The 15,681-nt window shown below is 41.2% G+C and carries 10 protein-coding genes; all 10 read left to right on the forward strand.

What is annotated here, in order from left to right:
* The first annotated feature begins 76 nt into the window (after positions 1 to 76).
* The 10 genes from BLV53_RS06330 (at position 77) to BLV53_RS06375 (ending at position 15,361) form a co-directional block, all read left to right on the forward strand.
* Entirely contained in the window at positions 77 to 1,399 is a 1,323-nt protein-coding gene (locus BLV53_RS06330) for an aspartate kinase (protein WP_090298742.1), read from the forward strand.
* A 120-nt stretch (positions 1,400 to 1,519) separates the two neighbouring features.
* Positions 1,520 to 1,978: a DUF4190 domain-containing protein gene (locus tag BLV53_RS06335; RefSeq protein ID WP_090298745.1), complete on the forward strand. Its 459-nt coding sequence runs from the start codon at positions 1,520 to 1,522 to the stop codon at positions 1,976 to 1,978.
* Between the two features lie 110 nt (positions 1,979 to 2,088).
* A complete protein-coding gene (gene ileS, locus BLV53_RS06340; RefSeq protein ID WP_090298747.1) occupies positions 2,089 to 5,247 on the forward strand; it encodes an isoleucine--tRNA ligase in 3,159 nt (1,052 codons plus the stop codon).
* 185 nt (positions 5,248 to 5,432) lie between these two features.
* Positions 5,433 to 7,886, forward strand: coding sequence for a glycogen/starch/alpha-glucan phosphorylase (locus BLV53_RS06345; RefSeq protein ID WP_090298750.1), 2,454 nt, complete (start codon positions 5,433 to 5,435; stop codon positions 7,884 to 7,886).
* A gap of 15 nt (positions 7,887 to 7,901) precedes the next feature.
* Complete coding sequence (locus BLV53_RS06350; protein WP_090298752.1) at positions 7,902 to 8,789, forward strand: CPBP family intramembrane glutamic endopeptidase; 888 nt, start codon at positions 7,902 to 7,904, stop codon at positions 8,787 to 8,789.
* A 192-nt stretch (positions 8,790 to 8,981) separates the two neighbouring features.
* Positions 8,982 to 10,106, forward strand: coding sequence for a hypothetical protein (locus tag BLV53_RS06355; RefSeq protein WP_090298754.1), 1,125 nt, complete (start codon positions 8,982 to 8,984; stop codon positions 10,104 to 10,106).
* A 42-nt stretch (positions 10,107 to 10,148) separates the two neighbouring features.
* Positions 10,149 to 11,195, forward strand: a complete 1,047-nt coding sequence (locus BLV53_RS06360) for a sugar ABC transporter substrate-binding protein (protein WP_090298756.1) — start codon at positions 10,149 to 10,151, stop codon at positions 11,193 to 11,195.
* Positions 11,188 to 12,660 carry a histidine kinase gene (locus BLV53_RS06365; RefSeq protein ID WP_242879039.1) on the forward strand — a complete coding sequence of 491 codons (1,473 nt, stop codon included), beginning with the start codon at positions 11,188 to 11,190 and terminating at the stop codon, positions 12,658 to 12,660. Before BLV53_RS06360 ends, BLV53_RS06365 begins: the two co-directional genes overlap by 8 nt.
* A 68-nt stretch (positions 12,661 to 12,728) precedes the next feature.
* Entirely contained in the window at positions 12,729 to 14,321 is a 1,593-nt protein-coding gene (locus BLV53_RS06370) for a response regulator (protein WP_090298759.1), read from the forward strand.
* Positions 14,322 to 14,326: 5 nt separating this feature from the next.
* Entirely contained in the window at positions 14,327 to 15,361 is a 1,035-nt protein-coding gene (locus BLV53_RS06375; RefSeq protein WP_090298764.1) for a sugar ABC transporter substrate-binding protein, read from the forward strand.
* Positions 15,362 to 15,681 lie beyond the last annotated feature (320 nt).

Here is a 15,681-nt window from a genome sequence, read left to right on the forward strand (position 1 = left end):
TAGAATTTATCACTTTACACCACTAAAGTATTATGGTAAAGTGTATCGTATTAAATATATAGTTGAGGACAATGCAATGAAGAAAGTAGTTAAATTTGGAGGCAGCTCTTTAGCAGATGCTGGCCAGTTTAAAAAGGTTGGCGACATCATCAGAGCTGACGAAAATCGAGTTTTTGTAGTTCCATCTGCGCCAGGAAAGCGCAATAGTAAAGACACAAAGGTTACTGATATGCTTATTGGCACTTATAATGATGCACTTGCAGGCAAGGATGTAACAGAAAATCTCAAGGCTATCAAGGCCCGCTACGACGAAATCATTGAAGGGCTTGAACTTAAGGATTTCAGCCTTGATGAGGATTTTGAGACAATAGCCGCACAAATTAAAGAAGATTTATCTTTAGACTATCTTGCAAGCCGCGGAGAATATCTTAACGGCAAGATTATGGCTAAATACTTAGGCTATGATTTTATCGATGCCAAGGATGTTATTTTCTTCAACGAAGAGGGACATCTCAACTCATACAAAACAGAAAAGACCATGTCAAAGGTACTTGAGGAGCATCCAAAGGCTGTAATCCCTGGTTTCTATGGATGCGGCAAGGATGGCAAGGTTAAGACCTTCTCACGTGGTGGTTCAGATGTTACAGGTTCTATCGTAGCAGGGGCAGCAAAGGTAGATGTTTACGAGAACTGGACAGATGTTTCAGGCTTCCTTATCTGCGATCCACGCATAGTTAAGAATCCTGTTGGAATGCAGACTATCACTTATCGTGAGCTTAGAGAGCTTTCATACATGGGAGCTTCAGTTCTTCACGAGGATGCTATTTTCCCAGTTCGTTCAGCAGGCATTCCTATCAACATCAAAAACACAAACAAGCCAGATGATGATGGTACATGGATTGTAGAAAGCACAGGCCAGCGTAACGAATACGTTATCACAGGTATCGCAGGCAAGAAGGGCTTCTGTACAGTACTTATCACAAAATCCCTTATGAATTCAGAGGTTGGCTTCTGTAGAAAGGCACTTCAGGCCTTCGAGGACAATGGAATCAACATCGAGCACATGCCATCAGGTATCGACACCATGACAGTAGTGGTACATGAAGATGAGTTCATTAATAAGGAGCAGGCAGTAGTTTCAGCTATCCACCGTAATTGCTCGCCAGATTCTATTGAAATCGAGTCTGATTTAGCACTTATCGCAGTAGTAGGTCGCGGTATGAAGAGCACAAGAGGTACGGCAGGTCGTATCTTCTCAGCTTTAAGCCATGCACATGTCAATGTCCGTATGATTGACCAGGGTTCATCAGAGCTTAATATCATCATCGGAGTTCAGAACGAAGATTTTGAAGCTGCAGTAAAGGCTATCTATGATATTTTTGTGACAACCAAACTGTAATATTTAGGCCGGATGAGGTGTTCATCTGGCCTTTTATATTTTCACCAATGCTTGCCATTGCCCCTCTAAAAGGGTACAATGTTTAAGATTAGGTGAATTATTTTTATTTACGGAGGAACTATGAACGAAGAGTACTATTTTACTGAGGATATAGACAAAGAATTAAGACGCCCTCAGATGAATGAGAATGCACGCCCAGAGAATTATGGACTGGCGATAGCATCCATGATTTTGGGTATATTTTCGTTAGTGTTTTTCCTTTTTGGAATTAATTTTCTGACAGCCATAGCAGGTACGATTCTTGGTATCATTTTTCTTGTTACCAGCATGCAAACCCATAGCTCGAAGGGCAGAGGTATGGCTATAACAGGTATTATCACATCTGTATTATCAATTGCGCTTTTTATCGGAAGTATAGCATATATCATGCACAACTCTGATAATATTGTCCGTATGTTTGAATCAGAGTTTTTGTTTAATCCTGGAATTCAGGACGAATTCAACTTCGAATACAATTTTGACTACGATATTGATGATAATGACTTGGATTTTGATACAGATACTGACAATACACTTTAACAAATTTGGATGAAAGCAGTTGGCCCAACCAGCCAAAGGCTTTGATATATATAAAATATAAGGGATATGTGACGAGAAAGCATATCCTCATAGAAAGGAATTAGTTTTATATGTACAACAAAGTAGACGCAAGTTTAAACTTCGTTGAGCGCGAAAAGCAGGTGCTCAAATTCTGGGAGGAGAATGACATCTTCCAGAAGTCAATGGATTCAAGAAAAGAAGGAGAGACATATACATTCTATGATGGACCTCCTACAGCAAATGGTAAGCCTCACATTGGTCATGTTGAGACACGTGCCATTAAGGATATGATTCCTAGATACCAGACTATGAAAGGCAAATTTGTGCCTCGTAAAGCTGGTTGGGACACACACGGTCTTCCAGTTGAGCTTGAAGTAGAAAAGCTTCTTGGCCTCAATGGTAAGGAACAGATTGAAGAATACGGTATGGAGCCTTTCATTAAGCAATGTAAGGAATCTGTATGGAAATACAAAGGTATGTGGGAGGACTTCTCTGGCACAGTTGGTTTCTGGGCAGACATGGACAACCCATACATCACATACGATGACAACTTCATCGAGTCTGAGTGGTGGGCACTCAAGACTATCTGGGACAAAAAGCTCCTTTACAAGGGCTTTAAGATTGTTCCATATTGCCCTCGTTGTGGTACTCCTCTTTCAGCACAGGAGGTTGCTCAGGGCTACAAGACAGTTAAGGAACGTTCAGCAATCGCCCGCTTCAAAATCAAGGGTGAGGATGCATATTTCCTTGCTTGGACAACAACACCATGGACACTTCCTTCAAACCTTGCACTTTGCGTAAACCCAGATGAGACATACGTACGTGTTAAGGCAGCAGATGGTTATACATACATCCTTGCGGAAGCTCTTGCTGACAAGGTACTTGGCAAGCTCGCTACAGAAGAGGGCGCTAAGGCTTACGAGGTCCTTGAGACTTACAAGGGTACAGACCTTGAATACAAGGAATACGAGCCACTTTTCGAGTGCGCTGGCGTTGCAGCAGAAAAGCAGCACAAAAAGGCTCATTTCGTAGTTTGTGATACATACGTTACTATGTCAGATGGTACTGGTATCGTACATATCGCTCCTGCATTTGGTGAGGACGATGCCAAGGTTGGACGTAAATACGACCTTCCATTTGTTCAGTTTGTAAACGGCAAGGGTGAGCTTACAGAAGAGACTCCATATGCTGGTCAGTTCGTTAAGGATGCAGATCCAAACGTTCTCAAGGATTTGGATGCAAAGGGACAGCTTTTTGAGGCTCCAAAGTTCGAGCACGAATATCCACATTGCTGGAGATGCGACACTCCACTTATCTACTACGCTAGAGAATCATGGTTCATCAAGATGACAGAGGTTAAGGATGACCTGATTAAAAATAACAACACTGTAAATTGGATTCCAGATTCAATAGGTAAGGGACGTTTCGGCGATTGGCTTGAAAATGTTCAGGATTGGGGTATTTCACGTAACCGTTATTGGGGTACACCACTCAACATCTGGGAATGTGAAGACTGTGGTAAGCAGATTTCTATCGGAAGCCGCAAGGAATTAGCAGAGCTTTCAGGCAGACCAGATGCAGAAAAAATCGAGCTTCACCGTCCATATATCGACGAAGTTACCTGCGCATGTCCTGATTGTGGCAAGACAATGCGTCGTGTACCAGAGGTTATTGACTGCTGGTTTGATTCAGGTGCTATGCCATTTGCTCAGCATCACTATCCATTTGAAAATAAAGAAGTATTTGAGCAGCAGTTCCCTGCTAAGTTCATTTCAGAGGCTGTTGACCAGACAAGAGGTTGGTTCTACTCACTTATGGCAGAATCTACACTTCTTTTCAACAAGGCTCCTTACGAGAACGTAATCGTACTTGGTCACGTTCAGGATGAGAATGGACAGAAGATGTCTAAGTCAAAGGGTAACGCAGTAGACCCATTTGACGCACTTGAGAAGATGGGTGCAGATGCTATCAGATGGTATTTCTACACATCTTCAGCACCATGGATTCCAAAGAGATTTGGTGAGAATGCAGTTATGGAAGGCCAGAGAAAGTTCCTTGGAACACTTTGGAACACATACGCTTTCTATATTCTTTATGCAAATATTGATGAGTTTGACCCAACAAAGTATTCACTTGACTTTGACAAGCTTGCTGTCATGGATAAATGGATTCTTTCACGTCTTAACTCAGCAATAAAGGCTGTTGATGAAAACCTTGGCAGCTATAAGATTCCAGAGGCAGCACGTGCACTTGATGAGTTTGTAGATGATTTATCTAACTGGTATGTTCGTCGTTGCCGTGACAGATTCTGGGCAAAGGGAATGGAGCAGGATAAGATTAATGCTTACATGACTCTTTACACTTGCCTTAAGGATATCGCACTTGCATCAGCACCTATGATTCCTTTCATGACAGAGGAAATCTACCAGAACATGGTTCGTTCTGTAGACAAGACAGCACCAGAGTCAATCCATCTTTGTGACTTCCCAGTTTGCAATGAAGCATTCATTGACAAGAAGCTTGAGGAAGATATGGATGAGCTCTTAAAGATAGTTGTTCACGGTCGTGCATGCCGTAACACAGCAAATATTAAGAACCGTCAGCCAATCGGTCAGATGTATATCAAGGCTGAGCACGAGCTTGATGAAATGTATGTAAGTATCATTGAAGATGAGCTTAATGTTAAGAAAGCTACATTTACAGATGATGTTTCAGCATTCACATCTTATAGCTTCAAGCCACAGCTTCGTACAGTCGGACCAAAATACGGCAAGTTCCTCGGTGGCATTCAGAAGGCACTTGCAGGCTTAGACGGTAACGCAGCTTACGCACAGCTTAAGGCAGACGGGGTATTAAAATTGCCTGAGGTTGACGCATCTATCGAGCTTGCAGAGGAAGATTTACTTATCTCTATGGCTCAGACAGAAGGCTTCGTAGCAGATGGAGACAACTACGTAACAGTAGTTCTCGATACAAATCTTACAGAGGAGCTCCTTGAGGAAGGCTTCGTACGTGAAATCGTTTCAAAGATTCAGACAATGCGTAAGGAAGCAGATTTCGAGGTTATGGACCGCATCACAGTAGCATACTCAGGAACAGACAAGGCCAATGCAATCTTTGAAAAGAACAAAGACGTAATTGCCGGCGAAGTTCTTGCAGACGAAATCGCTGTAGGTACATCAGGCTCTCACGTAAAAGAATGGAATATCAACGGCGAAACCGTAACGTTAGCAGTATCTAAAAACTAATCACATGAAGTTTAAATAGCTCGTTCGGGCCGTTGTAAAGATAGCCTGTAGGCGACAAATACTTACGTCTCTTAAGCGAAGCATTCTAAGCTGAGCGTAGAGATGTAAGTGTTTGTCGGCGTAACAGGCGAGTCAAAGACTATATGGTATCGAGCGAGCCAAAAACTAGGAGGGGTTTTGAGATTATGAAGAGACAAATGCCAAGTACCAAAGAAATCGAACGCGAGATTAAAGGTCGTGTTAAGTCTATGTTCCGCAAGGACTTCGATGAAGCCACAGAGGAAGAGATTTATCGCGCCTGCGCTGAGGTTGTAAATGATGTGGTAATTGATAATTGGCTTACCACACAAAAGGAATTTACAAAGCAGGATCCAAAGTGTGTTTACTACATGTCCATGGAATTTCTTATTGGACGAATGCTAGGTAACAACATGATAAATATGCGAGGTTATACCGAAGTTATGGATGCCCTTGCAGATTTGAATATTGATATAAATGCGATTGAAGATCAGGAGCCAGATCCAGCGCTTGGAAATGGTGGCCTGGGACGATTAGCAGCCTGCTTCCTTGATTCCTTATCAACACTTAGATACCCAGCTTATGGTTGTGGTATCCGCTATCATTATGGCATGTTCAAACAAAAGATTAATGATGGCTTCCAGGAAGAGATTCCTGATGATTGGCTTCAGACTAGATATCCTTTTGAACTTCAGCGTACAGAGTATGAGTTTGAGGTTAAATTTGGCGGTTGGGTTCGTTATGAAAACCAGCCGGATGGCAGTACAAAATACATTCATGAGGGCTACAATTCTGTAATTGCCACTCCATATGATATGCCAATTACTGGTTTTGACAATGGTATGGTTAACACCCTTATGATATGGGATGCAAAGCCAAAGGAAGTATTCAGACTTGCTTCTTTTGAACGTGGTGACTATGACAAGGCCGTAGAGGATATGAACCTTGCACGAAACCTTACCGAAGTTCTCTATCCTAATGACAACCATGTTCAAGGTAAAGAGCTTCGTTTGAAGCAGCAGTACTTCTTTGTATCTGCATCACTTCAGCGTGCTTTGGATAAATACTTGCGCTATCACCATGACATTATGCGCCTTCCAGAGAAGGTTGTATTCCAGATGAATGATACACATCCTACTCTTACAGTTGCAGAGCTTATGCGTCTTCTTATGGATGAGCATGGACTTGGCTGGGATGATGCATGGAAGGTTACTACACAGTGCGTAGCCTACACAAACCACACTATCATGGCAGAGGCTTTGGAGAAGTGGCCTGAGGATATTTTCAAGTCATTACTTCCTCGTGTATACATGATTGTTGAGGAGATTAATCGTCGCTTCTGCGAAGATATCAGAAAAAAGTTCCCAGGCGATGAGCAGAGAGTTCAGCGCATGGCAATCCTTGCTGATGGTCAGGTTAAAATGGCTCACATGGCTATTGCTGCCAGTTTCTCAGTAAATGGTGTAGCAGCTCTTCATACAGAAATCCTGAAAAATGTTTCACTTCATGATTTCTATGAGATGTATCCTGAGAAATTCAACAACAAGACCAATGGCATTACCCAACGTCGTTTCCTGATGCATGGAAATTACAAGCTTTCCGATTGGGTTATCTCAAAGATTGGCCGTGGTTGGATTACAGATTTGTCTCAGATGCAGAAATTAAACAGATATATCGATGATGACAAGGCACTTAGAGAATTCATGGAAATCAAATATGAAAACAAAAAGCGTCTTGCTAAATACATTTGGGAGCATAATCATGTAAATGTTGATCCTACATCTATTTTTGATGTACAGGTTAAACGTCTCCATGAGTACAAGCGTCAGCTCCTTAACATTTTACATGTAATGGATTTATATAACCAGATAAAGGAAAATCCATACATGGAATTTTATCCAACTACCTTTATTTTTGGCGCAAAGGCATCGGCTGGATATGAAAATGCAAAGCTTATAATAAAGCTTATCAATAACGTTGCATCCGTTATCAACAATGATAAATCAATTGACAACAAGCTGAAGGTTGTATTTATTGAGGATTACAGAGTATCAAATGCCGAGTGGATATTTGCAGCAGCTGATGTTTCAGAGCAGATTTCCACAGCATCAAAGGAGGCATCTGGTACAGGAAATATGAAGTTCATGCTTAATGGTGCGGTTACTATAGGTACTATGGACGGTGCCAATGTTGAAATGTATCAGGAACTTGGTGGAGAAAATATCTTCATCTTTGGTATGAGCTCAGATGAGGTTATAGCTCATGAGCGAAATCGTGACTATAATCCAGTAGATGTTATGAACAGTAACCATCGCATCCAAAAGGTTTTAGGACAGCTTGTTAATGGATATTACAGCATTGAGAATCCAGAGTTGTTCCGTCCAATCTACAATTCACTTTTGAATACACAGTGTACTGACAGAGCAGATATGTATTTTGTTCTTAAGGACTTTGATTCATATAGTGAGGCTCACAAAAAGATTCAGGAGGCATACAAGGATCAGAAGAAATGGGCAAAAATGGCATTATCAAATGTGGCTCATGTGGGTAAATTCTCATCTGACAGAACTATCCAGGAATATGTTGATGACATTTGGCATTTGGATAAGCTTGAACTTTAGTTTGGAGATATATAAATGAATCAGAAATATGCAGATAGGAGTAAATACATCCCATGGATATTTATTCCTACCTTACTGGCAATCGTAATTCAGACTGCTATCTCAATCTTTGGCCTTGAACTATACATAGTCAAGGCTTTAGGTGAGGCAAAGGGAGGCAACTACACTGATTTTTATGTAGGAGTTATAAAGGAATTTACTCAGGGGGATGCCTCTGCGGCCATGATGCTTGGATATGCTGTGATTACAGCAATTTTAGGTGCATGGATATTCCTTACTCAATTCAGAAATCATAAGTTTTCATCACTACGGGGTAAATCAAATAATGTTTTATTTACCGTAGTGGGACTTATTATTTTTGTGATTGGTATGCAGTATGTTACTCTCTATTTATTGAATTCCCTTGCATCAGCTTTTCCATCATGGCTTGAGGAGTACAATCAACTGATGGAAACCGCAGGTATAGATTCTGAAATGACAGTTCTCATGACTTTGTACACCGTTGTTTTGGGACCTATATGTGAGGAGATTTTATTTAGAGGTATCACATTCTCAGCAGCTAAAAAGGTTATGCCAGTTTATTTTGCGATACTTGTGCAGGCGATTATGTTTGGTGCGTTTCACATGAACAAGCTTCAGGGCGCATATGCTTTAGTTATAGGCCTTGGACTTGGCTACATCATGTACTTATATGACAATCTGTTTATCACTATCATTGCTCACATGATGTACAATCTTTTAGGAACCATCGGCAGCGAATATATGCCAATGCAAGAGAGCGGATCCTTAATTGTATTTTTCGTAGCAACACTTGCCAGTCTTATTGCAGTATATCTTTCAGTAATTATTATGAGAAAAGCATCTGCAATTGTTAACAATGACAGGTTTTTTGACGATATATAATTACACGGACGATAATCATAGGGACCAGGAAGGCCACATAGGTTTTCCTGGTTTTTTATTATTCACGGATTTGTGGCATCTATAGTGGAAAACAAAGGTATTTCTAATTAATATATGTGAATAATAATTTCTATGAAGAAGAAAAGGGACTTTCTTCCAGTAGTAGTGTTTGTTTTTTAAGGAGGAAAGCGAATGGTAATTCAAAACTCTGAGGTTTCTATGACCTCAAAATCTAGTGTCACTAGAGCAGCGAAGATGACTGTCCAGTCAGAGTTCACACCAACAATTCATCTGGAGGGCATCAAGGTAATCGGGGATGCCGGTAAAACTGAAAAGACTGACGAAACAGAAGGCGAGAAAGGAGCGTCAAAAGCCACTATTGGCGAAGAGGGGTTTCTTTCTTCTCTTAATTACGCTCTGGAATCTAATGGAACTGTGCAGGAGGTTGCGCCGGAGAATCCACTTCTAAATGCTCCAGCTAACAGAAAGGTAAGGCTTCATACCATGGAGTATTTGATAAAGATGCTGCTTTTGGGCAGGATCTTTGAGGAGGACACTGAATTTGGTCGTATGTTAAAAGAAAACTTTTGCGAGGGTGATAATGGCAGTTATTTAGAAGGAATGGACTATATCGACAATACTCATCCAAATTTCGTTCAAATAACTAAGACCAGTTATTCCTACCATGAGGAGCAGAACCTGGCTTTTGCATCTCAGGGTACAGCAGTAACAGCAGATGGCAGGAAGTTAAGCTTTAACTATAACTTCGAGATGTCAAAAACATTCACACAGCAGTATGATTCCGTCATTCAGACTGCTGTCAGGCGCTGTATTGATCCACTGGTGATAAATCTGGATGATTGTCCTACCACTATTACCGACCAGACTTTTTATTTTGATTTAGATGGAGATGGCGAGGATGATGAGCTTCACAATTTAGGCGGTGGTTCAGGTTTCTTAGCCTTAGATAAAAATGGGGATGGCATCATAAACGATGGCTTGGAGCTGTTCGGGGCAAAATCAGGCAATGGTTTTGCAGAACTTGCAGCTTATGATGAGGATGGAAATGGCTGGATAGATGAAAATGACCCTATATTTTCAAAGCTTCGTATTATGACCATTACTGAATTAGGTGAGAAGGAACTATATGGTCTAAAGGAGTCAGATGTAGGGGCAATTTTCCTGGGACGACTCGATACAGATTTCACTCATAGAAATGGCAATCAGTCTTCTGCTTACACTCGTGAAAGTGGCATATTTTTGCACGAAAGTGATGGCAGAGCAGGAGGCGTGCAACACGTTGATTTTGCCACCTAGTTTTAATATAATTGAACCGAGAAAAAAGGGCGGTTTAATTAAATGAAAAAATTGGGGAATAAATTTAAATTAAAGAGCAGCAGCGCACTTGTTATTGCAGCAGGGTGTGCTGTTGCTTTTATGTTTTTAACCACCTGTATCAGCTTTTATTTTTATCATAAACGAATGGAAGATGCTCATGTTCTACTTGAGGAAGCCAAGTACAATCAATACGATTCCTATGTGGTTATGATTTCTTCCGATGATAGCTCCGACTTTTGGCAGCGTGTGTACAAATCGGCCTATGAATACGGCAAGGAAAATGGTGTGTATGTGGACCTGCTTTCCGATAATGTGGATATGAAATACAAAAAGTCAGAGCTGCTTGAAATGGCCATTGAATGTGACTGCGACGGCATATTGCTAGAGGGGGATGACAGCCCTGAAATAGCCAATCTTTTAAGTAAAGCCGCTTCTAAAAATATTCCTGTTATTACCCTTGAAAATGATGTGCCATCAGAGCTTAGAGTCAGCTTTGTTGGAGTTAATAACTATACTATCGCAAATCTGTATGCAGCCTCCCTGGAGGAAAATATCGTAAAGCAAAAGCATGCCATGATTATTGGGGACAACACCATAGGTGAAACGGCTATCAATAATTTTCTGAACAATATTCAGGAGGCCTTGGCTGACAAGGATATTGTAAATGCACCTCTTGATTTTGAAATCAGAACCATCGAAAGTGGAGAAGCCTTTGCCACAGAGGAATACATCCAAAATATATTCAAGAAAAACGAATTAAAGCCTATTGTTATCTGTCTTGATGCCGTATCTACAGAGAGTTTTTATCAGGCTATGATCGACTACAATAAGGTAGGCTCGGTTCTTTTGTTTGGAAACTACGAATCACCAGTTATTTACACTGGAATCAAGCAGGGGGTTATCAAAAGCACAGTTACCATGGATGCAGACAGCATGGGGCAGACTGCAGCAAAAGCATTTATAGAGTATAGAGATTCAGGCTATGTTTCTGATTACATCAATGTCGAACCACAGATGATTGATGCAAAAAATATAGATGAATATCTAAAGGAGGCAGAAGATGACTAAAAATGTATTTAAGTCAATGCCTCTTAGAAAAAAGATGATTTTGGTATTCTGTTTACCTACCATTTTGCTTTTCATGGTAAATATGACTCTTTACTTAGGAACAAACCGAATGCTAAATAGCCTGGATGCAGTTTATGCCAGCAACAATTCTTTAAATGATTTATCGGAGGCTTTAGACAACCTTCAAATTTCCACAAGCGGATATCTGGGCACCAAAACAAGCGATGCCTTGGAACAGTATTATATTGCAGAACAGGATTTTGCAAATTTATTAGATAAATTTGACGCAAATAAGGACGATAACGAGGGCAGGGTGTTAGAGAGAAACATCCGAATTATGTCCTCAAACTATATAACCCTTACCAGTCAGGCTGTGGAAAGCAAGCGTGGTGGTAATGTTGAAAAATATAAAAATTATTATGATACAGCCACCAGACTATACAATTATATAGATACAAATATTACCAGCCTAAACAATCAGCAGTTTGTAAACAATTCCAAGTCATACAGTGCCATGATGGGGACTCTTCAAACTATAGAAGAGCTAAATATATTGACTCTGATTTTAATAGGCATGGCAAATCTATCTTTTGTAGTTTTGATAGCATCGACTATCACTGAGCCACTTATCAAGCTGGCGGCTGCAGCAAATAGAGTTTCAAATGGAGATTTTGAAGTATCACTTCCACAGGTAAAAAATAACGACGAGATAGGTGTTGTGACCAGAGCCTTCAACAAGATGGTGGCCTCCATCAAGGCATATATCACCAAGCTTACAGAATCCATGGAGACAGAGCGTAGACTCAAGGAAAATGAGCTTATTATGGCAAATCACGTTAAAGATGCGGAGCTTAAATATCTCCAGTCTCAAATTAATCCCCATTTTCTGTTTAACACATTAAATGCAGGTGCCCAGCTGGCCATGATGGAGGGGGCAGACCGCACAAGCGAATACATGCACAATGTGGCAAATTTCTTCAGATACAACATCAAGAAAAACAAGGATGTTGTGACCTTAAAAGAGGAGATTGAGCTTGTAGATATCTATATTTACATTATCAACGTCCGTTTTGCCGGGGAAATCCAATTCGTAAAGACGGTAGACGAAAGTCTTTTAGATGTTAAAATCCCAAGCATGATACTACAGCCAATTGTTGAAAATAGTATTAACTACGGTATCAGAAACATAGACTGGAATAAGAAAATATCTCTTTCCGTTTATGAGTTGGGAGATTATACCTGTGTCAGCATAAAAGACAATGGAATTGGAATGAGCCAGGAGACCATCACAAAGATTTTAGAAGGCAGCTATGAGGGCAACCCGAAAAAATCTGACTCCAATGGAGTGGGGCTTTCTAATTGCATAGAACGTTTGAACATCTTCTATGAAAGAGACGATGTTTTAGATATCATATCAGAAGGAGAAAACCAGGGCACCGAAACCTTGCTATATTTACCGAGATAAATTTGCCTTCCCCCCATGGGAAAGGTGGCCCGAAGGGTCGGATGAGGGCGTGTCTAGGAGCTTAAACAATGTACAAAATAATGCTAGCCGATGACGAGGGCATCGTAATTGACTCCCTCAAATTTATAATTGAAAAACAGTTTGGCAGTCAGTGTGAAATCCGTGCAGCCAAAACAGGCCGTCAGGTTATAGAGCTTGCTGAGGAATTTCAGCCGGATATAGCTTTTATGGATATTCAGATGCCAGGTATCAATGGCATTGAGGCCATGCGGGAAATACGTCGCACCAACAACCATGTGGTGTTCATCGTCATGACAGCCTATGACAAATTTGATTATGCCAAGGAAGCCATATCTCTTGGGGTGCTTGATTATCTGAACAAACCTGTGAGCCGAGAGGACATACTTCGTATCCTAAACAAGGCCATGGCCAAAATAGACGGAGAACGTAGCAAGCGAAGTGATGATTTAAAGGTTCGTGAAAAGCTTGAGATAGTAGTTCCTATCATCGAAAATGGCTTGATTCAGGATTTGCTGTTCAAGGAATATTTCAAGGAGGACATAGACAACTACAAGACCCTTCTTGGTATCGACTGCGACTATGGCTACATGGCTTGCATGGTGTTTGGACGTGAGCTTGTAGGAAACTATATGACCAGTGCGGTTGCAGCATCTATTCAGGCTCAGAAATCCTACAAGGAAATCCACACTATTACAGATGACTATATAAAGGGAATCATGGGAAATGTCATGTCCAATAAAATTCCAATCCTGATTCCATGCGAAAATGATACATTATCCTACAACGAACGAAACAGAGTAGTGGAAAATGCCAGAGCCCTGTGTAGAAAGCTTGCAGACAGATTTGATATGGATTTTAGAATTGGTTTTGGTTCTGTGAAGCCACTAGAGCGCATGGGAGAGTCCTACGAGGAAGCCAATTCCGTACTGATTCAAAACACCAGCCATGTGGCGCATGCCGATGATATGCCAGTGGCCTGCCAGTACGAGTCCAACTATCCAAGCGATTTGGAGAAGCGTCTTTTTGATGAGATTACTCTTGGAAATATAAATGAAGCGGTTTCTATCTCTCAGAACTTTTTCGAGTGGATGGAGGACACCTATGGAAACGACATGGACAGTATCCGACTGAAATGTATGGAATTTGTCCTATGGGCAGAGCACCTGGCTTACGAAAAAACAGGACGAATGTATGAGTTTAAGAGCCGTGCAAATTATCTGTCAGAGCTTATGAATCTTGCCAATCTGCCTGAAATGAAGGCCTGGTTTGTGGAAAAGATAAAATCTGCAACCTTCTGGGTCTCAAACAAACAGGAAGAGCAGTCAATGAGTGCTGTGAACAAGGCTAAACAATACATCGATGAGCATTATATGAAGGAACTCACACTTGATGACGTATCGAGAGTGGTAAATATCAGTTCATATTATTTCTCGAAGGTTTTCAAGGAGGAGACCGGGGAGAATTTCATCGATTATCTTACAAGACTGCGTATAGATGCAGCCAAAAATCTTCTGAAGACTACAAACAAGTCCATGAAGGAGATTTCAGCAGATGTTGGCTACTCTGATCCAAACTATTTTTCCAGAAACTTTAAAAAGTACACTGGAAAGACACCGACAGAGTTCCAAAAGGGAGAATAAAATATATGTGGGGATTTTTAAAGAAAGCAGTAGCAGTGGGCACATCCATGCTTTTGTTGTGCGGCTGCAGCAGTGGGACTAGTATAGAATCCGTGGTGGGCCAGGAAAAGGATGACGAGCTTGAAATAGGAATGTGCTTTGATTCCTTTGTAATCGAAAGATGGGAGAAGGATAGAGACGTCTTTGCCGCCACAGCATCATCACTTGGTGCCACAGTAAATGTGCAAAATGCCAATGGGGACATTAACAAACAGATAGAACAAATCAGATATCTTATAGATAAAAAGGTGGATTGTCTGGTTATCATTCCAATTGATTCAGCCGAACTTAAGGAAGTTGTGCTTGAAGCGAAAAAGGCAGGCATACCAGTTGTGTGCTATGACAGATTAATTTCTAACGTAAATGCGGATTTATATATATCGTTTGATAACGAAATGGTAGGTCAGATGCTTGGAGATGCAATCGTCTCACAGGGCGCTAAAAACGTTATTATGATTTGCGGCCCCCTTACAGATAACAACGTTCCAATGGTCAACGAAGGCTTCCTTAAGGTCATGAACGAAAACGGTATTCAGGTTTTAGATACCTATAACTGTGAAGGCTGGAAAGCAGAATATGGCAGCGCCTACGTCTATGACCACATGGAACAGATAAGGGAAGCGGACGCTATAATGTGCGGAAACGATGATGTGGCATCATCAGTAATAAAAGCTCTCGCTGTAGGGCAGTTGGCCGGGAAAATTCCAGTAGTAGGACAGGATGCTGACCTTCCAGCCTGCCAGCACATCGTAGGCGGCACACAGCTGATGACAGTCTACAAACCAGTAGGCAAGCTAGCCGAAGAAGCAGCCCGCCTCACCGTAGACCTAGCCAAAGGAAACACCCTAACTGTATCCGGCACCATAAACGATGGCTCATACCAAATCCCCTACGTAGCCGTAGAACCCGTAGCCGTCACCAAAGAAAACCTAGACGAAGTAATAATAGACGGTGGCTTCCACTCCCGTGAAGACGTATACCTAAATTCCCCCGCCAATTAATCATTCGTATAACGAACGCGCAAATAATGACAACCTAAAGATAGCCAGTAGCTAACAAAGAACGGTGGCACTGATGGGTGAGTATAGCGAAAGCGATACCCAGCAGTGCCACCGTTCTTTGTTAGCGTAACTGGCGAGCCACAGCCTACATTATCCATCCATAGCATTAAATTGCCTAAACATATCTGGACTAGCACAAAAAAGTGCTAGTCCATTTTTTATTGGAAGTAAGTTTTAGACAATAATGTGCAGAAAGTGACAACCATGTTAAGACACATATTTGTTACATTATATACAGATACGGGGAGCGAACGAGTTCC

Source organism: Pseudobutyrivibrio sp. ACV-2, from assembly GCF_900107545.1.
GTDB lineage: Bacteria > Bacillota > Clostridia > Lachnospirales > Lachnospiraceae > Pseudobutyrivibrio.